At 60.2% G+C, this 20,281-nt stretch carries 16 protein-coding genes; 5 read left to right on the forward strand and 11 right to left on the reverse strand.

Features of this window, described 5'->3' with window-relative positions; translation table 11 throughout:
• Positions 1 to 414: 414 nt before the first annotated feature.
• On the reverse strand, positions 415 to 1,218 hold the full coding sequence (istB, locus tag C8C95_RS22930) for an IS21-like element ISThsp10 family helper ATPase IstB (protein WP_116750439.1): 804 nt from the start codon (positions 1,216 to 1,218) through the stop codon (positions 415 to 417).
• The gene (gene istA, locus C8C95_RS22935; protein WP_116750440.1) at positions 1,208 to 2,734 is read right to left on the reverse strand and encodes an IS21 family transposase; all 1,527 of its coding nucleotides are present in this window, start codon (positions 2,732 to 2,734) and stop codon (positions 1,208 to 1,210) included. The genes istB and istA overlap by 11 nt, the downstream gene beginning before the upstream one ends.
• Positions 2,735 to 3,231: 497 nt before the next feature.
• On the opposite strand from istA, the gene C8C95_RS22940 reads away from it, so the two are divergent.
• A complete protein-coding gene (locus C8C95_RS22940) occupies positions 3,232 to 4,119 on the forward strand; it encodes a hypothetical protein (RefSeq protein WP_060986108.1) in 888 nt (295 codons plus the stop codon).
• Positions 4,120 to 4,180: 61 nt separating this feature from the next.
• On the opposite strand, the gene C8C95_RS22945 is transcribed toward C8C95_RS22940, so the two are convergent.
• Positions 4,181 to 4,444, reverse strand: a complete 264-nt coding sequence (locus C8C95_RS22945; protein WP_060986107.1) for a hypothetical protein — start codon at positions 4,442 to 4,444, stop codon at positions 4,181 to 4,183.
• Positions 4,445 to 4,738: 294 nt separating this feature from the next.
• On the opposite strand from C8C95_RS22945, the gene C8C95_RS22950 reads away from it, so the two are divergent.
• A complete protein-coding gene (locus C8C95_RS22950; protein ID WP_133246257.1) occupies positions 4,739 to 5,062 on the forward strand; it encodes a hypothetical protein in 324 nt (107 codons plus the stop codon).
• Here the strand turns inward: C8C95_RS22950 and C8C95_RS22955 are convergent.
• From C8C95_RS22955 to C8C95_RS22985, 7 genes are all read right to left on the reverse strand, one after another.
• A complete protein-coding gene (locus C8C95_RS22955) occupies positions 5,043 to 5,567 on the reverse strand; it encodes a DUF6036 family nucleotidyltransferase (protein ID WP_060986105.1) in 525 nt (174 codons plus the stop codon). The genes C8C95_RS22950 and C8C95_RS22955 overlap by 20 nt on opposite strands.
• Positions 5,564 to 6,238 (reverse strand): helix-turn-helix domain-containing protein, encoded by a 675-nt coding sequence (locus tag C8C95_RS22960; RefSeq protein ID WP_060986104.1) that lies wholly within the window; start codon positions 6,236 to 6,238, stop codon positions 5,564 to 5,566. Before C8C95_RS22960 ends, C8C95_RS22955 begins: the two co-directional genes overlap by 4 nt.
• A gap of 522 nt (positions 6,239 to 6,760) precedes the next feature.
• Positions 6,761 to 9,727, reverse strand: coding sequence for a Tn3 family transposase (locus C8C95_RS22965; RefSeq protein ID WP_116750441.1), 2,967 nt, complete (start codon positions 9,725 to 9,727; stop codon positions 6,761 to 6,763).
• 2 nt (positions 9,728 to 9,729) lie between these two features.
• Positions 9,730 to 10,287 carry a recombinase family protein gene (locus tag C8C95_RS22970; RefSeq protein WP_012478189.1) on the reverse strand — a complete coding sequence of 186 codons (558 nt, stop codon included), beginning with the start codon at positions 10,285 to 10,287 and terminating at the stop codon, positions 9,730 to 9,732.
• Between the two features lie 168 nt (positions 10,288 to 10,455).
• Positions 10,456 to 12,372, reverse strand: coding sequence for a cytochrome c/FTR1 family iron permease (locus C8C95_RS22975; RefSeq protein ID WP_116750442.1), 1,917 nt, complete (start codon positions 12,370 to 12,372; stop codon positions 10,456 to 10,458).
• Between the two features lie 49 nt (positions 12,373 to 12,421).
• The gene (lspA, locus tag C8C95_RS22980) at positions 12,422 to 13,510 is read right to left on the reverse strand and encodes a signal peptidase II (protein ID WP_116750443.1); all 1,089 of its coding nucleotides are present in this window, start codon (positions 13,508 to 13,510) and stop codon (positions 12,422 to 12,424) included.
• Positions 13,507 to 15,912, reverse strand: coding sequence for a heavy metal translocating P-type ATPase (locus C8C95_RS22985; RefSeq protein WP_116750444.1), 2,406 nt, complete (start codon positions 15,910 to 15,912; stop codon positions 13,507 to 13,509). The genes lspA and C8C95_RS22985 overlap by 4 nt, the downstream gene beginning before the upstream one ends.
• A gap of 84 nt (positions 15,913 to 15,996) precedes the next feature.
• Between C8C95_RS22985 and cadR the strand changes: the two genes are divergently transcribed.
• The 3 genes from cadR to C8C95_RS23000 all read left to right on the forward strand — a co-directional run bounded on the left by cadR (position 15,997) and on the right by C8C95_RS23000 (position 17,670).
• Positions 15,997 to 16,434 (forward strand): Cd(II)/Pb(II)-responsive transcriptional regulator, encoded by a 438-nt coding sequence (cadR, locus tag C8C95_RS22990; RefSeq protein ID WP_116750445.1) that lies wholly within the window; start codon positions 15,997 to 15,999, stop codon positions 16,432 to 16,434.
• 166 nt (positions 16,435 to 16,600) lie between these two features.
• Entirely contained in the window at positions 16,601 to 17,017 is a 417-nt protein-coding gene (locus tag C8C95_RS22995; protein ID WP_056419932.1) for a disulfide bond formation protein B, read from the forward strand.
• Complete coding sequence (locus C8C95_RS23000; RefSeq protein ID WP_116750446.1) at positions 17,014 to 17,670, forward strand: thioredoxin domain-containing protein; 657 nt, start codon at positions 17,014 to 17,016, stop codon at positions 17,668 to 17,670. The genes C8C95_RS22995 and C8C95_RS23000 overlap by 4 nt, the downstream gene beginning before the upstream one ends.
• Positions 17,671 to 17,693: 23 nt before the next feature.
• On the opposite strand, the gene C8C95_RS23005 is transcribed toward C8C95_RS23000, so the two are convergent.
• Positions 17,694 to 20,078 (reverse strand): heavy metal translocating P-type ATPase, encoded by a 2,385-nt coding sequence (locus C8C95_RS23005; RefSeq protein ID WP_116750447.1) that lies wholly within the window; start codon positions 20,076 to 20,078, stop codon positions 17,694 to 17,696.
• Between the last annotated feature and the right edge of the window lie 203 nt (positions 20,079 to 20,281).

The raw sequence follows: 20,281 nt of genomic DNA on the forward strand, positions 1-20,281 counted from the left end.
AGAGACCAATACCTCACTTGAATACACCTTGGTTCACTGGGTACAGGAATAGGTCATCACCATCGGTGACCTCATTGCAATCACAGAGAGCCTTATCACCCAATAGGGACTCAAACAAATAGCCCTTGCGTGCTCTCATCCAGCGAATGGCTGTTCGCTTGCTGCATCACAGCACATCACTAATTTTCTACTGCGAACCTCCCTATGTTATGGAGAAGAACAAGTAGGTATAGAGCAGTGCATGTAGGAGTGGAAGACTCATTGGACCTGCGGTCATGAGATCACACATCGAAAAAGCAGAGGAATAAACACGCGCACTTACCGTTTCTCTTGGTATTGAGTGTTGATTTCCATCCAACCGTAACCCACCATTTCCATCTCGATCTGACCCACCCTTGTTCGTGAACTTCACGCTCACGTTGTGGATAAGTTCTTGGTCGCCTTCTCCTTCTTGGTGGTCTGTGGTGGTTGCTGTGCGGAGCTGTTCTTGAACCTGTAGCTGTCGTTGCCGGTTTCCAGAATATGGCAGTGATGCGTGAGCCGGTCCAGCAGTGCCGTGGTCATCTTCGCATCTCCGAACACATTGGCCCACTCGCTGAAACTCAGGTTGGTGGTGATCACGACGCTCGTGCGCTCGTACAGTTTGGACAGCAGGTGGAACAGCAAGGCTCCTCCAGAGGCACTGAATGGCAGGTAGCCCAGCTCGTCCAGAATCACCAGATCGGCATAGGCCAACCGGTGGGCCAACTGTCCGGGCTTGCCGTTGGCCTTCTCCTCCTCCAACGCATTGACCAGTTCCACCGTGGAGAAGAACCGCACCCTGCGGTGATGGTGCTCGATGGCTTGCACCCCGAGGGCTGTGGCGATGTGGGTCTTGCCCGTCCCCGGTCCACCCACCAGCACCACGTTGTTGGCGTCCTCCAAGAATTCACAGCGGTGCAGCTGGCGCACCAGCGCCTCGTTCACCTCACTGTGGCCGAAGTCAAACCCAGCCAGGTCCCTGTACGCCGGGAACCTGGCCACCTTCAATTGGTAGGCCACCGAGCGCACCTCCCGCTCGGCGGTCTCGGCCTTGAGCAGTTGGGACAGGATGGGCTGCGCCGCATCGAAGGCCGGTGCACCTTGCTCAGCCAGTTCTGCAACTGCCTGGGCCATGCCGTGCATCTTGAGCTCGCGCAGCATGATCACGATGGAAGCGATGGCAGGGTCATGACGCATAGCGCACCTCCCTCAATTGGTCGTAACGAAGCACATTGGCTTGGGGTTCCACCGCCAGCTTGAGGGCCTGCGGCGATGTGACCGGTGCTGGGGCGGGCTTACCGTCCAGCAGGCGGTGGAGCACGTTCAGGATGTGGGTCTTGCTGGCAGCCCCTGACTCCAGTGCCAACTCCACTGCAGCGAGCACAGCCTGTTCATCGTGGTGCAGCACCAGTGCCAGTACCTCCACCATCTCCCGGTCGCCGCCGGGTTGCTTGAGCAAGGTGGCCTGCAGTCGCTTGAAGGCCGCTGGCAGTTCCAGGAACGGCGCGCCATTGCGCAAGGCCCCGGGCTTACGCTGCAGCACCGCCAGGTAGTGGCGCCAGTCGTACACTGTCTGTCCCGCACCATGGTGGTTACGCTCGATCAAGCGCTGGTGCTCGCACACGATCTGGCCTTCGGCGGCAATCACCAAGCGATCCGCGTAGACCCGCAGGCTCACGGGTCGGTTGGCGAATGGCGCCGGCACGCTGTAGCGGTTGCGCTCGAAGTGGATCAGGCAGGTGGGAGAGACTCGCTTCGTGTGCTCAACAAAGCCATCGAAGGGACGCGGTACCGGCATCAAGGCAGCCCGCTCCGCGGCCCAGACATCCGCAACGGTACCCGGCAGCTTGCCGTGCTCGATCTCGTGCCACAGGGCCACACAACGCTCCTGAAGCCAATCATTGAGCTCCACAAGGCCAGGGAATGGCGGCACGACCTGCCACAGGCGATGGCGGGCATCGCGCACGTTCTTCTCCACTTGGCCCTTCTCCCAGCCCGACGCGGGATTGCAGAACTCGGCCTCGAACAGGAAGTGGCTGACCATGGCCGCAAAGCGCGCATTGACGTCGCGCTCCTTGCCACGGCGCACCCGGTCTACGGCGGTGCGCATGTTGTCGTAGATGCCACGGCGGGGCACGCCACCCAGGACTACGAATGCATGGTTGTGGGCATCGAACAGCATCTCGTGCGTCTGCAGGGGGTAGGCGCGCAGGTAGAACGCTCGGCTGTGGCTGAGCTTGAAGTGGGCTACCTGCAGCTTGGTGCGCACGCCAGCGAGAACAGCCCAGTCCTCGCTCCAGTCGAACTGGAAGGCCTCACCCGGACCGAAAGTCAGGGGAACGAAGGTGCCACGGCCAGTGGTCTGCTGTGCCACAAGGCGCTGCTCGTGCCAGAGGCGCGCAAAGGCCGCCACACGGTTGTAGGAGCCGCCATAACCGAGCGCCTGCAGATCCACGTACATCTGCTTGATGGTGCGCCGCTGCTTGCGGGATCGGCCAGCTTCCGTCTTGAGCCAGCCGGCGAGCTTCAAGGCGAAGGGATCGAGCTTGGATGGACTGACCCGCTTGGCATAGTGCGGCTCGGCCTCGCCTGAGCGCAGGTACTTGCGGATGGTGTTGCGCGAGAGGCCCGTGCAGCGGGCGATCTCCCGGATGGACAACTGCTCTCGCAGGGCCCAGCGCCTGATGACACTCAGTGTTGCCACGTCTATCACTCCTGGTCTCCTGCTGCTCAACAAAGCAGCAGGTTAGGGTTAGTACGTGGATCAGATTTGGATGGAAATCCTGGGGGTTAGTGGGTCACTTCTGCGTGGAAATCAACAGCCAGCGGGCTCTTCTGAGCGCCCTCCTCCCCCTCGGGATGGCAAAAGCGCCTTTTTGCTCAAGTGCGAAGCACTCACGAGTGAGAAAAGCGGTTGAACTCAACAGTCGGTTGTAGGGGGCAGAGCGCACGCAGCCTGACCCCGCTTTCGGGCGGGGCATGTAATCCAAACAAATCACACTTTTTGCCCTCGGTCCTGCGCGATATACTTGCAAGGCCACCCCTGGGCGCGCGCCGCTTGCGGCGTTGGGGGTCTATTGAGACCATGGCCTGATCACCATTTACAAACCCTCGATCCTCTTTCTGGACCGGTGGAGCTTTGCGAATGCGCCCTCCCAAGCTTTGGCCCGAAAGCGCCAAGGCAGCTCCATCGTGAATGAAGGAGTTCGAATGAAGTTGTATGTCAACGATGGCGCCGTTTTTGCCGCCAATGTCAACCTTAGCCAAGCTGCCAAGAAGGCAAAATCCCTGAAGTACGTCGAAACCGTTGAGGAGGGCGAGAATCTGATCGCCCAGCTGCTCGGACACCGCGACTTTTTCGAGGTGCGACATCTCGCCAAGAAGGGCGCAGCCAGCCGCAACATTGCGCACCTCGACGAATTTGCTATCTACGACCTGTTGCACAAGAAGTCCGTGACCAAGGGCGAACCGTTCCCTAGCGATCTGCCCCGCCAGTTCAATCGTCCCTGGAAGGATCAAGCCCTGCAGCTTCTGGATGTGGCGCTGGCCAACTGCAAGCCAGACGAACTGGATTTCGTGGCTCTTATGGGTAGTCCTGGATCTGGCAAGACGATCCTCGCAAAAGCCCACAGCCTCAAGACAGGTGGCTACTTCATCGACGCGGACCTGTACGCGTGGTGGGCAAAACTCTCACCTCCGCGTAACGTTGCGCCGGCAAACTATCTGGACCGCCCAGCGAAAACGCCCACAACGACCGGCACCAACGCGCGTTTCGTTGCTGCCCGCGAGTGGCAGGCAACCGGTATGGACCAGCGCACCGAGGCCAAGGCCTCAGGAGTCTTTCGTGTCCCTGAACTCGGCTTCCCGATGGATGAGATTGAGGTCATGGAAAGCAATTCTCCGGCTCGGGCACTGGTGCGCAGCAGCCCAACGGTGATCGCCTTCGGGTCTCTAGATGCCGTACAGAAAGCTCTTGACAACGCTTGGCATGCGTACATGGGCGACCCAGCCAAAACCGCCCGTCTGAACTGGGGTGTAGCCCACGTGGTTTGCTTGGACGACATGACAACGCACACGCTGCGCCGTAAGTCGGGATAAGCATTCTGGGGGTCCGGCATATGCCCGAGCCCCCTCCTCAGCTCCAAGGGTCCAGCTTCACTTAGCTGTCTGCCGCGTGCCTGATGAGCATGCAAACCGCCTTGTAGCTCTCCATCACCAGAAGCGTGCGGGCCCCTTGATGCACTCCGTGACCAGAGCAGGTTTCATTGAGCGTCAACTTCGTCTTCACACCCGCCGCGTAATTGGCGCTTGCCACATCGACCACCGTGGCGATCAGGTCCACCTGCACCAGCGCGCTACGCGGTACTACCAGGTCATCGCTGGAATCGTTGACGACAGTCAGGTCGATGCGGGGAGTCGGCATGTTGGGGCGCTGTCAGACCATCAAGGTCTTGCCAGTCTTGTTGGCCATATCGCCCATGCTACTTGATGGCCCTGAAGGAAGTCACACACGGGCATGCCCTGGCGCTCCCCCGAATAACACACGGGCCCATGGCCCGCAGTCTCACTTTCCGGTTGCTGGAACGGGTGCATAAACGCAAACCAGAGGCCGGAGGAAAGTGAGCCCGTTGAACAGATGACAGTGGCAACTCTCGGGGATGTGGCCATCATCTCCGACGGGGGGGAGCAGTATCTACGCGCAATCAACACAAAGGGCATGAACCGCGACACGCTGGCAGACAACTTCATTGGTGCAATCCAGGCTGAGCCTTCACGGCATCCCCTGACCTTCCAAAACCCATATCCCGGTGGTCATACGCTGGCTTGTCTCGCAACACACGACTGTTTGCTGAGCCACGTTGTGCTTTTCGGGGTCTTCTACGCCACGTTCATAACGCGCAATCCATCGGGTTATGGCGGCGACTCCAGGGTGTTCTTCATCAACCCGGCATCTAGGGAGGACAACGCCAGCGACTTCAGCCGCGAGGTTGCCGCAGGGCGAATCAAGGGCTTGGGGAGACCTACTTCGCCCAGCGCTTGATGCGGGCTACCAGTCGCGCGATTTCTGGAGGCTCCAGTGGCATTGAGGGAGCAAGTTCGAGACACCTTTCAAGGGTCACATACCCTCGACGCAAGAGCCCCGTGCAATACTCCTGATCCTTCGGCCTGGCTGCAGCCGCCTTCGACATGAAAAGGTCTTCAACGTCCAAGCACCAGCCAATGAAGCTGTCGGTATTCCCGTTCTGCACCTTCCATAGCCGTTCCTCCCACCCCTGGGGCAGGACTGCAGTCTCTGGGCCCACGCCTTGGGCATAAAACCCGTTCGCAAGGTGAAACTCGGAACCCTCGCCCAGCACCCCTTCGATCTTCTCCGCAAGCTCAGGCGCGTACCTGGGATAAATGTCAGCCTCTGCAGACATCTTGAACTCGGGGTCTGGGTAGGGAATCTTGCCCAGAATGGACTGGCTCCCGATCACAACGAATTCGTACTCTTCGGTGATCGCACCGCTCGCCCGGATCAGATGCTCCAGTTCGTGGCGATTCATGGAAGGGGCCCTTCCGCACCGAGAACAATCCCCTTCTTGAGAGTTGAAACATGACTCAAGATGCTTTCGCGATCCTCTTTCGAGAGCAACGTGGGCAAAGGAGACGCCTGGCGTAGCTCCTGCGCATGTCTCGAACGGCCCAAAACCTTGCTCCACTTCTTCGCCATGAGGATCTTGAGCCACTCTGCGTAAAGGGTGTGCGAATGCGTATTGCCACTTTTCATCCAGCGATTAACAGTCTCCTTGGCTTCCTCGATCAGCTCGGGATTGGCCCGCACCCGCTCCACCGCCTTTTCGTGAAGAACCAGGCTCAACAGATCCTGCGCCTGATGCCGCTTATTGTCCGCGCTGACCATGATTTGAACCTGAGGCGCTGGTCGATGTGACCGGGCCGCCGCCGTACCAGGCTGCGCTGGATAAACCATATCTCCCGCCAAAAATGCCAAGTCAGCGGCCACGCCTAGAACACCCATCACCCGCAGATAGGTGCCCATGGATGGGCCTGGATCGCCAGCTTCCACCGAAGCGAGTGTCATGCGGGAAATGCCAGCGCGTTCAGCCATCTCGACCGTGGTGAGCTTTCGCGCCTTGCGCAGTCGGCGCAGGCGATCACCCAGCTGCAATAGCAACTGCCGGTGAAGGACGAGAGAATCAGAAGGATCGGGTTTCATTTGGCTAGAATTTTATACAAACTAACTATCAATGTCCATATTTCTAGCCACATGAAAAGGCGCGACCACATAGCTAATGCGACGACAAAGGCTCCTGCTCAATCAACCTTTTGTCATGACATACCAACGCACATGGCCCTCAGGCGGCTGGGGCGCGTCTGGTAACTCGACTGCAGCCACAAGGCGCTGGACCAGCCACATGACCTTCCGGCCCGAGCAAGAGGACCCTTGGCAAGCTTATCCACCACACCATCGTCCCGAATGCCCAAAAGCGGCTGCGGGCACCGCACTGAGCCCCCAACCATGGCGATCTGGGTTCCCAGCGAAGATCGCCCTTGCCCTGCCCTTATCCATGTGGGGCCTCACAAAGATGGCCTCGAAGTCCTCCACAGCCTTCGGACTTGGGGCCATGCGCGTAACGGGCACCTGCGGCTGTGGGCCCGACACAGAGGTACCACAAATGGCCGTCCAGCAGCGCAACGGCAATAGGGGGTCGCCTCAGAAAACGGAAAATAAAGCACGTTAAGCCGGTTGCAGCGGTCGTAATGGCCTGAACTTGCCCGCGCCGATCTTGGCGCTGTTGCGCCACAGGTAATCGCCGGTCAAGTTGATGTGCTCCCAACCCAGTGGGGACAGGTACTGCAAAAGCCCATCATCGACGGCATAACCATTACCATGCAGCGCATGCGCTGCGCGCTCCAGATAGACCGTGTTCCACAACACGACAGCCGCCGTCACCAAGTTGAGGCCGCTGGCCCGGTAGCGCTGCTGCTCAAAGCTGCGGTCGCGGATTTCGCCCAGACGGTTGAAGAACACGGCGCGGGCCAGTGCATTGCGCGCCTCGCCCTTATTCAGTCCTGCATGGACACGGCGGCGCAGCTCCACGCTTTGCAGCCAGTCCAGAATGAATAGCGTGCGCTCGATGCGCCCCAGCTCGCGCAGGGCGACAGCCAAGCCGTTCTGGCGTGGGTAGCTGCCGAGCTTGCGCAGCATCAGCGAGGCCGTCACCGTGCCCTGCTTGATCGAGGTAGCCAGCCGCAGGATTTCATCCCAGTGGGCACGGACGTGCTTGATGTTGAGTGTGCCGCCGATCATCGGCTTCAGAGCGTCATAGACGGTTTCGCCCTTTGGAATATAGAGTTTGGTGTCGCCCAGGTCGCGGATGCGCGGCGCAAAGCGGAAGCCTAGCAGGTGCATCAAGGCGAAGACGTGATCGGTGAAGCCCGCCGTGTCCGTGTAGTGCTCCTCGATGCGCAAGTCGGACTCGTGGTACAGCAGACCGTCAAGCACGTAGGTCGAGTCGCGCACGCCGACATTGACCACCTTGGTATGGAATGGCGCGTACTGGTCGGAGATGTGAGTGTAAAAAGTCCGTCCTGGGCTGCTGCCGTACTTCGGGTTGATGTGCCCAGTGCTCTCCGCCTTGCTGCCCGTTCGGAAGTTCTGGCCGTCCGACGATGACGTGGTGCCGTCGCCCCAGTGCCCGGCGAAGGGATGCCGGAATTGGGCGTTGACCAATTCAGCCAACGCTGTCGAATAGGTTTCGTCGCGGGTATGCCAGGCTTGCAGCCAAGCGAGCTTGGCGTAGGTCGTGCCGGGGCACGACTCGGCCATCTTGGTCAGGCCCAGGTTGATCGCGTCGGCCAGTATGGTGGTCAACAGCAGGTTCTTGTCCTTGGCCGGGTCGCCTGATTTCAAGTGCGTAAAGTGCCGGGTGAAGCCCGTCCACTCATCGACTTCGAGCAGCAGCTCGGTGATCTTGACGTGCGGCAGAATCATCGCCGTCTGATCGATCAATGCCTGCGCGGTGTCGGGCACCGCAGCATCCAGCGGCGTGATCTTCAAGCCCGTTTCGGTGATGATGGCGTCCGGCAGGTCGTTGGCTGCCGCCATTCGGTTGACCGTGGCAAGTTGCGCTTCCAGCAGTTCCAAGCGCTCGCTCAGGTACTGGTCGCAATCGGTGGCCACGGCCAGCGGCAATTCGCTGGACCGCTTGAGGCTGGCGAATTTTTCGGGAGGCTCCAGGTAGTCCTCGAAGTCTTTGAACTGCCGTGAACCTTGCACCCAGATGTCGCCCGAGCGCAGCAAGTTTTTCAACTCCGACAGCGCACACAGTTCGTAGTAGCGTCGGTCGATGCCGGCGTCGGTCATCACCAGCTTTTCCCAGCGTTTCTTGATGAAGTCGGTCGGTGCATCAGCGGGCACCTTACGGGCGTTGTCGGTGTTCATGCCGCGCAGCACCTCAATGGCGTCGAGCACGTTCTTGGCAGCGGGCGCGGCTCGCAGTTTAAGAACAGCGAGGAATTCCGGCGCGTAGCGGCGCAAGGTAGCGTAACTCTCGCCGATGCGGTGAAGGAAATCGAAGTCCTCGGGCTGGGCGAGCGTCTGCGCTTCGGTGACGCTTACAGCGAACGCATCCCAGGACATGACGGCCTCAATGGCAGCGAATGGGTCGCCACCCGATTGCTTGGCGTCGATCAGCGCCTGGCCGATGCGTCCGTACAAGCGCACCTTGGCGTTGATGGCTTTGCCGGATGCCTGGAACAGCTGCTGATGCTTGTTCTTGGCCGCATTGAACAGCTTGCCCAGGATGCGATCGTGCAGGTCGATGATTTCATCGGTGACGGTGGCCATGCCCTCAATGGCCAGTGCCACGAGGGTGGCGTAACGTCGTTGCGGCTCAAACTTGGCTAGGTCGGCGGGCGTCATCTGGCCGCCCTCGCGGGCGATTTTGAGTAGCCGGTTCTGGTGAACCAGCCGCTCGATGCCGGTAGGCAGGTCGAGCGCCTGCCAGGCTTTCAGGCGCTCGATGTGTTCCAGCATGTGCCGGGAATTCGGTTTGGCGGGCGACTGGCGCAGCCATGCCAGCCAGGTCGTTTTGCCGTTGTCGCGGCGTTTCAGCAGTTCATCGAGTCTATGGCGATGCCCGTTAGACAACGGTTCGGACAAGGTTTCGTAGATGTGCCGATTGGCGCGGGTGATGGCCTCGGCGCTGGCGCGCTCAATGGCGTTGAGCACGGGCAGAATGATCGACTGTCGCCGTAGATGCTCAATCAAGGCGCTGGCCAGCACAATGCCCTTGTCGGTTTGCATGGCCAGCTCGGTCAGCGTGTGGACGGCCTGCCGGTAGTGGCTCATGGTGAACGGCTGGAAGCTGAACACCGTTTGCAACTCGACCAGGTGTTCGCGCCGGGTCTGCTCACGCCGCCCGTAGTCGTCCCAGCTTTCGATTGGCACTTTGAGCTGCGACGCCACGATGCGCAGCAAAGGCGGAAATGGCAGCTCATCAGCGCCCAGGATGACGCCGGGGAATCGCAGGTAGCAAAGCTGAACGGCGAAGCCCAGCCGGTTCGCAGGCCCGCGCCGCTGACGGATCACCGACAGGTCGGTTTCGCTGAACGTGTAGTACCGGATTAGATCGTCTTTGGCATCGGGCAATGCCAGCAGGCTTTCGCGCTCAGTGGCGGACAGAATGGAACGACGCGGCATGCTCAGGACTCGCGCAGGTACTGGTACAACGTTTCACGGCTGATGCCGAAATCTCTGGCGATCAGGGCCTTTTGCTCGCCCGCTGCGACACGCCGTTTCAGTTCGGCAATCTGCTCATCATTCAGTGACTTTTTGCGGCCCCGGTACGCACCCCGCTGCCGGGCGAGCGCGATCCCTTCACGCTGCCGCTCGCGGATCAAGGCTCGCTCGAACTCAGCAAACGCGCCCATCACCGACAGCATCAAATTCGCCATTGGCGAGTCCTCGCCGGTGAAAGCCAGGCTTTCCTTGACGAATTCGATGCGCACGCCGCGCTTAGTCAGACCCTGTACGATGCGGCGCAAGTCATCCAGGTTGCGTGCCAGCCGATCCATGCTGTGCACCACTACGGTGTCGCTTTCGCGCACGAAGGCGAGCAACCTTTCCAGCTCAGGACGCTGGGTGTCCTTCCCGGATGCCTTGTCGGTGAACACCCGCGCCACCTGAACCCCCTCCAATTGCCGTTCCGGGTTCTGGTCGAAGCTGCTGACGCGAACGTAGCCGATGCGTTGACCGTACAAAGTGTCTCCAAGGGGTGATGTGTCAAGTTGAAATCTATTACTCTTGACTGATGATGTCAATAAATAGAGTATTGGACTCTATCCTGACGTGATTCCAGTCTCTCCCTGACGTTGCGTTAGGGTATAGCTCAAACTGACACTGTTTGCGAGATAGGCAAGCGCCTTGAATCAGCTTCGCCGCGTTGCCCTCTGCCGCGTCGAACGCAAATTGATAGTGAAAGCCACCACAGTGGTGAGCAGAACGACAAACTGCGCTAGGACCGTTTGCCACGACGGATAGATACCAAGCAAATCAATCCGAGGGATTGCAATCGGACTGGTATGCAGGAGTCCGGCCTCTTGCAGACCCGCAATGCCCTTGCCAGCCAGGATCACCGCGAGCACTGCTACCAGCATGGAACTCGCCGCAAAAAACTGCCCGATCGGCAATCGCGCACTGGTGCGCAGCAGTAACACTGCAAGCAACGCCAAAAGCGCCATGCCCGTACTCAGGCCAGCGAGCAGAGGCCATCCATTACCCTCTGTCCAAAGGGCGGCGTAGAACAGTACCGTCTCAAACACCTCGCGGTACACCGCGACGAATGCCAGCGAGAACAAGAACCACGCCGTGCGCTTGTTGAGGGCCGAGGATAGCTTTTCCTTGAGGTAAATCTGCCAGCGACCGGCGACGCTCTTTTGGTGCATCCACATTCCGACGCCGAGCAGGACCACAGCCGCAAACAGTGAAGAAAAGCCTTCCGTCAATTCCCGGCTCGCACCGCTGACGCCGACCAGATAGGTCGCCACGCCCCAAGTGATGCCACCTGCCGCCAGTGCGGCCATCCATCCTGCATGCACATAGACCGCGACATCCCGGCGTTCGGCCTTCTTGAGAAATGCCAGCATGGCGACGACTACTAGCAACGCTTCTAAGCCCTCCCGCAGCAAAATAGTCAATGCCCCGATAAAGGCCGCGACGGCATCGTTCTCCGAAGGGGCAAGAACTTTGTCTGCCTCATCGAGCAAGCCATGTAACCGTTGGTGCGCAGCCTGCACGTCGGCGGCAGTACCGTTTGCCACCAATGCTCGGTAGGACACCATTGCAGCTTCGATCTGCTCGAACAACGGGCGGTTGCGGGTGGCGAGCGCCGGTTCAACGGGCTCGAAACCATCAAGGTAAGCGGACAAGGCCAACTTGGCTGCGGTCGCACGATCCCCGTTTTGCAATGCAACCACGCTCTCGCCAAGCTTGGCCTTGGCTATTGCCGTGCCTTTCGGCTTGTTTGCGTCCAACGCACTCGGGTTAGCGCGAAGATATGCGGTCAGCGCTTTAGCTGAGGGTTCATCCAGCTTGTCCGCCAAGACATGCTCGGAGGTTTGCGTCAATGCTTCCAGATTGGCAACCGTTTGACGGGCTTGCCCATTCGTTTGCCAAAGCTTTGCCCCTGCGGTCTTGTCGCTCTGTACATAGGGCAACGTACCGACAAAGAATGCCAGCGCCCAGCGATCCTCGTCCGATAATGAGCCAAAGCCTTGCATGGCAGTCCCTGGGACGCCGTTGCTGATGATCTGATGTAGTGCGAACAAGCTGCGCTCCCGCGCCCGCAAGTGCTCGGCCAGCGCGGTTGGTTTGGGGTTCAGGGAGGTAGCCAAGGGGCCATCACCGTGCCCTTGCATGCCATGACAGGCCGCGCATTGCGCCTGAAACAACTGCGCACCCCGGGCCAAGTCCGGTACGGCGGCTGGGGCCACCGGGAATGGATACGCTTTTTGCACGGCGCTGGATAGCGCATGCGCCAGTTGCGCCACGATGGCTGGATCAGCTTTATTCGCTACTGCGCGGCGAAGCTCCGTAGCTTGTTGCAGCAAGCGCGCCTTGTCGGTCTTACTTGGTAGCTCGCCCAATTGACGCTCGGCGGTGGCGACGAACTCCTGCATCTCTGCATATTCCGACGCCTTCAGCACCGTGCCATTGGCTACGGCACCGCCGTAATCGACAGCCACATAGTCCAGAAGCTGCCAAATTTGCTTGGCTTTGGTTTCGGTGCTGTCGGCTGCGAGTGCTGGCCCGCTGATAAGCGCATAAGTCGCGAGCAACAGCGCCATCAACCAGCGATAAGGTGTTCGGCAAGGCATAGGAGAGTGCCAGAATAATTTATTGCAAATGATTATAGTTCTCAATTGGCTTTGCGTCCACCGCCCTGCCTTGGATCAGCCCGTTTATGATGAGCAAGACCGCCCCTGAGGTGATGGCAACATCAGCGAGATTGAAGGCAGGCCAGTGCGAGTGCCGCCAATGGAAGTCGAGAAAGTCCACGACCTGCCCGCGCAATAGGCGATCCGCGACGTTTCCAAGCGCCCCGCCGAGAATCAGGCTGTATCCCAGTGCTTCAAGGCTTGGCAACCGCTGTTTCAGCATGCGTGCCAGCCAAGCCGAGACTGCCAAACCAAGAGCGATGAAGAAGTAGCGTTGCCAACCGCCCGCACCTGCCAGAAAGCTGAACGCGGCCCCCGGATTCAGTACATGGACGAAATTGAAGAACGGCGTGACTTCGACCTGTTCGCCATAGGCATACGTGCGGACGATGGCGAGCTTGGCGAACTGGTCGGCCATGAAGGCGCAAACGGCCACCACGTACCAGACCGAGGCCGACGTGTGGCGAGCCGTCTGCCACGTGGGAGCGACAAGCGGTATCAGCCGTCCGGCAAGAACGGTGCTGCCCAATCCTAGACACCAGCCCGCCAGCACATCAGCCGGGAAGTGCATTCCAGCAGCAATGCGCGACCATCCGACCAAGACGGCATAAAGCACCAAACCGACGCGGCCACGGCGACCCATCAAAGGCCAAAGCGCGCCGATAACTAACGCCGAATAGGTAGCATGCCCACTGGGCAGGCTGTAGTGCCGCTCATGCTCACCGATGCGCACTAACTCGCCGAAAACGGCAGGCGGACGTGGGAAGTCGAGCCACAGCTTCAAGACAGTGGCGGCCAGCAAGGCCAGCAGGAAGGCGGTGCCAAAAACAATGAGCCGATGCCAAACTGCATCAGCGCGGGCTGAATTGGTTGCTGACTTCGACCACCACCCCAGACCCAGCAGCGTCAAGGGCGCTGTCCAGTAATTGCCCACGAGGCTGAAGAACCACGCCAGCGGCCCCAGCGTGGCAGGCGTCCCCGCATTGATGACCTGGAACAACGCGACGTTCAGACCATACCAGTCATAGAGAATGAATTTCCAGTTCATCGGCGCAACAGCCTCAAGCCATTGCCCACGACAAGCAAGCTGGCTCCCATGTCGGCAAACACGGCCATCCACATGGTCGCGTGACCGGTAAAAGTTAGCACGAGAAACACCGCTTTAATGCCCAGTGCCAGCACGATGTTTTGCATCAGTACCTGAGCCGTCGCACGTGACAGGCGCACAAAAGTTGGAATCTTGCGCAGGTCATCATCCATCAGGGCGACGTCCGCCGTCTCAATGGCCGTGTCGGTGCCAGCGGCCCCCATTGCAAAACCGATGTCAGCACGTGCCAACGCCGGGGCATCGTTGATACCGTCGCCGACCATGCCGACCTTGCCAGTCTGCGCCAGTTGTTCGACCTCGCGCAGTTTGTCCTCTGGCAGCAAATTGCCCTGCGCCCGATCAATCCCGGCTTGTGTGGCAATTGCCTGCGCGGTGTGCGGGTTGTCGCCAGTCAGCATCATGGTGTTGATGCCGAGCGCATGCAGCTCGCCGATAGCGCTCCTGCTGCTGTCCTTGATGGTGTCTGCCACCGCGATCAGGGCTTGCGCACTCTTTGTACTCACCAGGATCACTACAGTTTTGCCTTCGCGCTCCATCGCAGCGATGCGCTGCTCCAATTCAGGTGGACAATGCCCCAGCTCTTCGAGCATCCGATGGTTGCCAAGGTGATAGGTCACACCGTCAATGCTGCCTCGCACGCCACGACCGGGCAGTGCAACGAACTCGGCAACATCGTGTAGCGCAACCCCTTCGGCATGCGCTGCCTGCGCTATGGCTTTGGACACGGGATGGTCAGAGCGAGCCGCGAGACTGGCGGCAATGCTCCGGCTGCTGGCAGGTGACGCATCGCCCCACGCGACGAAATCGGTTTGCGCAGGTTTGCCGTGCGTGATCGTGCCGGTCTTGTCCAGTGCCAGCCAGCGCAGCTTGCGGCCTTCTTCCAGATAGACGCCACCCTTGATAAGAATGCCGTGCCGCGCCGCCGCCGCCAAGCCGCTAACGATGCTGACCGGTGTGGAGATTACCAGCGCGCACGGGCAGGCGACGACCAGCAAAACCAGCGAGCGGTAAATCCAGTCCAGCCACGCTGCGCCCATGAATAGCGGGGGCATCAGTGCGACCGCAACCGCCACACCGAACACGATTGGCGTGTACCAACGTGCAAACTGATCGACAAAGCGTTGTGTGGGTGCGCGGCTACCTTGGGCAGCTTCCACCGCGTGGATAATGCGGGCCAATGTGGAGTTGCTGGCCGTGGCCGTAACGCGATACTCAAACGAGCCGGATTCGTTGATGGTGGCGGCGAACACCAGATCACCAGGCGCTTTTTCAACCGGCAGGCTTTCACCAGTGATCGGCGCTTGGTTGACCGTAGAGCGTCCTTCCAGCACTTCGCCATCGAGAGCGATACGCTCACCCGGCTTGACCCGAACCCGGCTGCCGATGGCGACCTGCTTGGCATCCTCTTCGCGCCACGAGCCATCCGGCTGCTGCACCGTGGCTTGTTCCGGGGCAAGGTCGAGCAGGCCACGAATGGCGTTGCGAGCACGGTCCAGCGACTTTGCCTCGATCACTTCAGCGAGTGCAAACAGCACCATCACCATCGCTGCTTCCGGCCAGTGACCGATCAACATGGCGCCCGTGACGGCTATTGACATCAGGGCGTTCATGTTGAGATTGCGGTTCTTGAGCGCAATCCAGCCCTTCTTGTAGGTGGGAAGGCCGCCCGCGAAGATGGCGACGAGCGCCAGAACGACGACCGACCAATGGTTGCCGTTGTGGAACCAGTAGACGGCTTCCGCAGCCAATGCAGCCGCCAAGGAGATGCCAAGCGGCCCCCAGTTGGTAGATGCGAGCGTCGATATCGCCGGTGAGGCGTTGGCTTCCTCCGCATTGAGCACTTGCGCCTCGAAGTTCAGAAATTTCAGCGCGGCCAATACTTCCGGCAGGGTGTGGGCAGCATGGCGCACCGACAGGGTGCGCTGCATCAGGTTGAAATCGAGATTGGTCACCCCGGCTACCGTGGCAAGCTTGTTGCGGATCAGCGCTTCTTCGGTTGGACAATCCATCTTGGCGATGACCAGCTTGGTCGTCTGCTCGCCAGAAGCTTTATCCATGCGCACGGCCTGCATGCCGATGGCCTTCAAGGCTTGCTCGACCGGAGTCAACGATGGCAGTTCATGCCGCACGGCCAAGGTGCGCTGCATCAGGTTGAAGTCAAGCCCGACCACGCCCGCCAGCGCGGCCAGCTTGCTTCGGATCAGCGCCTCTTCCGTGGGGCAATCCATGTTCTCGATGCGGTAGACCGCTTGGGCCGATTCAGCCGTTAGCTGGGCTTGCGCAGGGGGCTGGCTGATCGGCACGGTCGAGCAGCCGCACCCTTTTGAACCGCATTCGCTCATGACAATTCCTTTACGTTGATTTCTGTATTGCGCATTAAAGACCCTATAGCTACTATAGAGTCAAGTTTTAAATGAGGATGAAATATGGAAATCAGGATTGGTGAACTTGCCAAGCGGACAAGGTGCGAGATCGTCACCATCCGCTATTACGAGAAGGAGGGGCTATTGCCAAAGCCAGCGCGCAGCGGCGGCAACTTCCGGCTATACGGTGACGCTCACGTCGAGCGCTTGCAGTTCATCCGCCATTGCCGTTCGCTCGATATGACGCTGGGAGAAATCCAGGCATTACTGGACCTGCGAGATAACCCGAATCAGGATTGCGGCGAGGTCAATGCGCTACTGGATGGCCATATCCAACAAGTAGAGGCCCGCGTGGAAGCGTTGTTACAGTTGAAGAAACACTTGGCCATTTTGCGCGAGAGGTGCTCAGGCGCTCGACAGGTAGAAGCATGCGGCATCTTACAAGGGCTGGCAGATTGTTGTAGCCAGGCCGTTTCCGCCTCAAATGCGCCTGTGGCGTGATCTGCCAACTGCATGATCGAGCTTTCGCTTAGCGTGCTTTATTTTCCGTTTTCTGAGGCGACCCCTTCATGTCCATAGCCATTGGGCCGCCTGGCCCGCAAACCACCGCAAGTAGTCCTGCGACACCCCCTTGCTGCACTCCCCTGAGGATGCAATGGAGGCACCGATGAAAAGGACCTCATTGCTGCTTCTAGCCGCCTGGTTGACCGCTGTTGTGGCAACTGGCTGCGCGCTGTTCATCGGCGAGGTGATGGGCATGGCCCCCTGCGTGCTGTGTTGGTATCAGCGCATTGCCATGTTCCCCTTGGCATTGGTGCTGGGCATGGCCTTTTACAGCGATGACCGCCGGGGAGCGGTCTATGCCTTGCCCCTGGCGATTGCAGGCGCGGCCGTAGCGGGGTACCACAGCCTTCTGGCTGCAGGCCTGGTTCCCAGGGCATGGGTTCCATGCGCTGTAGGAGTGTCCTGCGCCGATCAGAAGCTCGACTTTTTCTATGGCATTGAACTGCCCTGGCTTTCCTTGACGGCGTTCATTGTTATCGCCGTTTCACTCTGCCTTTATCTGCGCAAAACAGCAAAATGATCCACCGCAAATACATCATCGCCCTCGTGCTGGGCGTCGCACTTGCCGCCTTCGGGGTAGGTGCGAGTCTCTACCAGAGCCGTGTGCACAGCAAGCAAGAGCAGCAGGCCTCCGAGCAGTCTGAGCGGCTGGTGCGCATGCATTCGCCGGTCATCGGTCCCCGCGAGGCGCCCGTGACAATTGTCGAATTCTTCGATCCCGCGTGTGAAACCTGCCGCGCTTTCTATCCGGTCGTGAAAGATCTCATGAAGCAGTATCCTACCCGGGTACGGTTGGTCATTCGGTATGCGCCGTTTCACCAGGGCTCGGGAGAGGTGGTCAAGCTGCTGGAGTCCGCCCGGCGGCAGGACAAGTACCTCCTGGTCTTGGAGTCCCTGCTGGCGGCACAGCCACAGTGGGCAGACCATGGAAGTCCCAATCTGGCATTGGCCTACAGTGCGGCCGAGCAGGCAGGTCTGGACATGGCGAGAGCTCGGGCCGACATGGCATCGCCCACGCTGGAAGCGATGCTGCAGCAGGATGTGCAGGACCTGACTGCCCTCAAGGTCGACAAGACCCCGACCTTCTTTGTGAATGGGCGGCCATTGCCCAGCTTTGGCGCCAAGCAACTGGCTGAGCTGGTAGCCCAGGAGGTCTCCAAGGCGGGCAAATAGGCATCGTGCGTCCCGGGTAATCGCTAGTGGGAATGGGCATGCTCCTTGGGCTGCGCAGGCTGGGCCTTGGCGGCAGGCTCGACCCGCGTGCCGCGAAGCAGGCGCAGTCCATTGCCCACGACCAGCAAGCTGGCCCCCATGTCCGCAAAAACGGCCATCCACATGGTCGCAGTGCCCACCACCGCCATCACCAGAAAAACGCTCTTGATACCCAGCGCCAAGGTGATGTTCTGCCAGAGAACGGCATGGGTGCGCTTGGACAGGCGCACGGTCTCGGCGACGCGCTGCAGGTCATCGTTCATGATGACCACGTCGGCCGCTTCCATCGCTGTGTCGGTTCCCGCACCGCCCATGGCAAAGCCGATGTCGGCCTGCGCCAGCGCCGGCGCGTCATTGATGCCATCGCCGGTCATACCGGTGGCGCCATAGCGCTTTTGCATCTCCTTGATAGCATCAAGCTTGGCTTCGGGCAGCAGATCTCCGCGGGCATCATCAATGCCGGCCTGCGCTGCGATGGCCTTTGCAGTGGCCGTGTTATCGCCTGTCAGCATGACCGAAGTCACTCCCAGTGCCTTGAGATCGGCGATGGCCTGTTTTGAGGTCTCGCGAATGGTGTCCGCTACCGCGAAGAGCGCCAGGACGCGCGATTCGTCTGCAAGAAGGGTGACCGTGCGACCTTGCTTTTCGTGGATGGCCAGCTCCGCCTCCAGTTCCGGCCCGCACAATCCCTGCTCGTGAATCAGCCGGTGATTGCCCAGCACCAGGCGCGCACCATTGACCCAGCCCTCGACACCGCGCCCCGGCAAGGCCTTGAAGCTCTCAGCCTCTGGGCCTTGCGCCTCCAGGCCCTGAACAATCGCCTTCGAGACCGGGTGATCGGATCGGGCCGCCAGGCTGGCCGCCATCAGCTGGATTGCGGACTCATCGCCGGCACCCCACACCTGCCACTTCACCAACTTGGGTTTGCCCTCGGTGATGGTGCCCGTCTTGTCCAGCGCAACGGCCTTCAGGAGCCGGGCGTCTTCCAGGTAGGTTCCGCCCTTGATCAGGATCCCGCGGCGCGCTCCCGCGGCCAATCCGCTGACCACTGTGACGGGTGTGGAAATGACCAGAGCACATGGACAGGCGATCACCAGCAGCACCAAGGCCTTATAGAGCGCCTCCAGCCAGGTCAGGCCCATCAGGAAAGGGGTCAGCACCGCTACCGCCACGGCAATGGCGAAGACAGCCGGGGTGTAGATCGAGGCAAAGCGGTCGACGAAGCGCTGCGTCGGTGCACGCGTGCCCTGCGCCTGCTCCACGGCCTGGATGATCCTGGCCAGGGTGGTGTTGCTGGACAAGGCAGTAACCTCAAACTCCAGTTCACCAGTTTCGTTGATGGTCCCTGCGAACACCTGGTCGCCAGGCGCTTTGTCCACTGGAATGCTCTCTCCAGTCACCGGCGCCTGGTTGATGGCCCCGTTGCCCTTGGTCACCTTGCCGTCCAGGGGCACCCTCTCGCCTGGCTTGATGCGCACGGTTGCTCCAATGGCCACCGAAGCCACCGGTGTAGCAGACCACGACCCATTTGCTCCCAGAACCAGTGCCTCTTCCGGCGCCAGTTCCAGCAAGCCCTTGATGGCGTTGCGGGCCCGGTCCACTGCCTTGGCCTCGATGAGTTCGGCAATCGCATACAGGGCCATCACCATGGCGGCCTCGGGCCACTGACCGATCAGGAATGCCCCGGTGACTGCCACCGACATCAGCGCATTGATGTTGAGCTTGCCGCGCAAAAGTGCCGCAATGCCTTTTTTGTAGGTGTCGATCCCCGCCAGCCAGATCGCCACGGCGGCGATGGCCATGCCCGCCACCTTCCAGACCATTTGGTCCGGTGCAAAGAACGACAAGACCTCTGCCCCAGTCGCGAACACCAGCGCAGCCACCAACCGGGTAATGCCACCTGCAAAACCATGTCCATGGTCGTGGTCGTCGGCTGCTCCGCCCGCCTGTCCACCCTCGGAGCTGGCCACAGGCTGCGGATCGAAGCCCGCTTTCCGGATAGCGTCGAGTGCCAACGGGAAGGTGCTTTCCTCTGCGTCGATCTTCAGCGTCCGTGCGCCCAGCTGAAAACCCAGGGAGCGGATTCCACCCAGAGGTTCCAGCGCCCGGCGAATCTCCGCCTCCTCGGCACTGCAGTCCATGGTCGCTATGCGAAACACCCGGCCCTGGCCACCCTGAGTGTGTGCCGCAGTAGACACCGGCTGTGGATCGAAACCCGCCTTGCGGATGGCATCCAGCGCCAAGGGCAAGACACCATCCTCTGCATCGATCTTCAGCGTGCGCGCGCCCAGTTGGAAGCCCAATGACCGGATTCCCTCTAGAGGTTCCAGCGCCCGGCGGATCTCTGACTCCTCGGCGCTGCAGTCCATGGTGGCGATGCGCAACAGCGTGCCTTTGCCTGGGCTGCTTGCGGCGGCAGGAGGCGAGGCAACGGTACTGGAGCAGCCCGAGGAGCAGCAGGTGTCATTAACGCTAGAGGAAGTGCTGGTTTCTGATTTCATGGCCTAATTGGAAACCCTGTAGTGACCTTAAAGTCAAGCGACTCCCCAAATCTCGCCGCCTTGTCCTACGG

This window comes from Acidovorax sp. 99, assembly GCF_003096455.1.
Taxonomy (GTDB): domain Bacteria; phylum Pseudomonadota; class Gammaproteobacteria; order Burkholderiales; family Burkholderiaceae_C; genus Acidovorax; species Acidovorax delafieldii.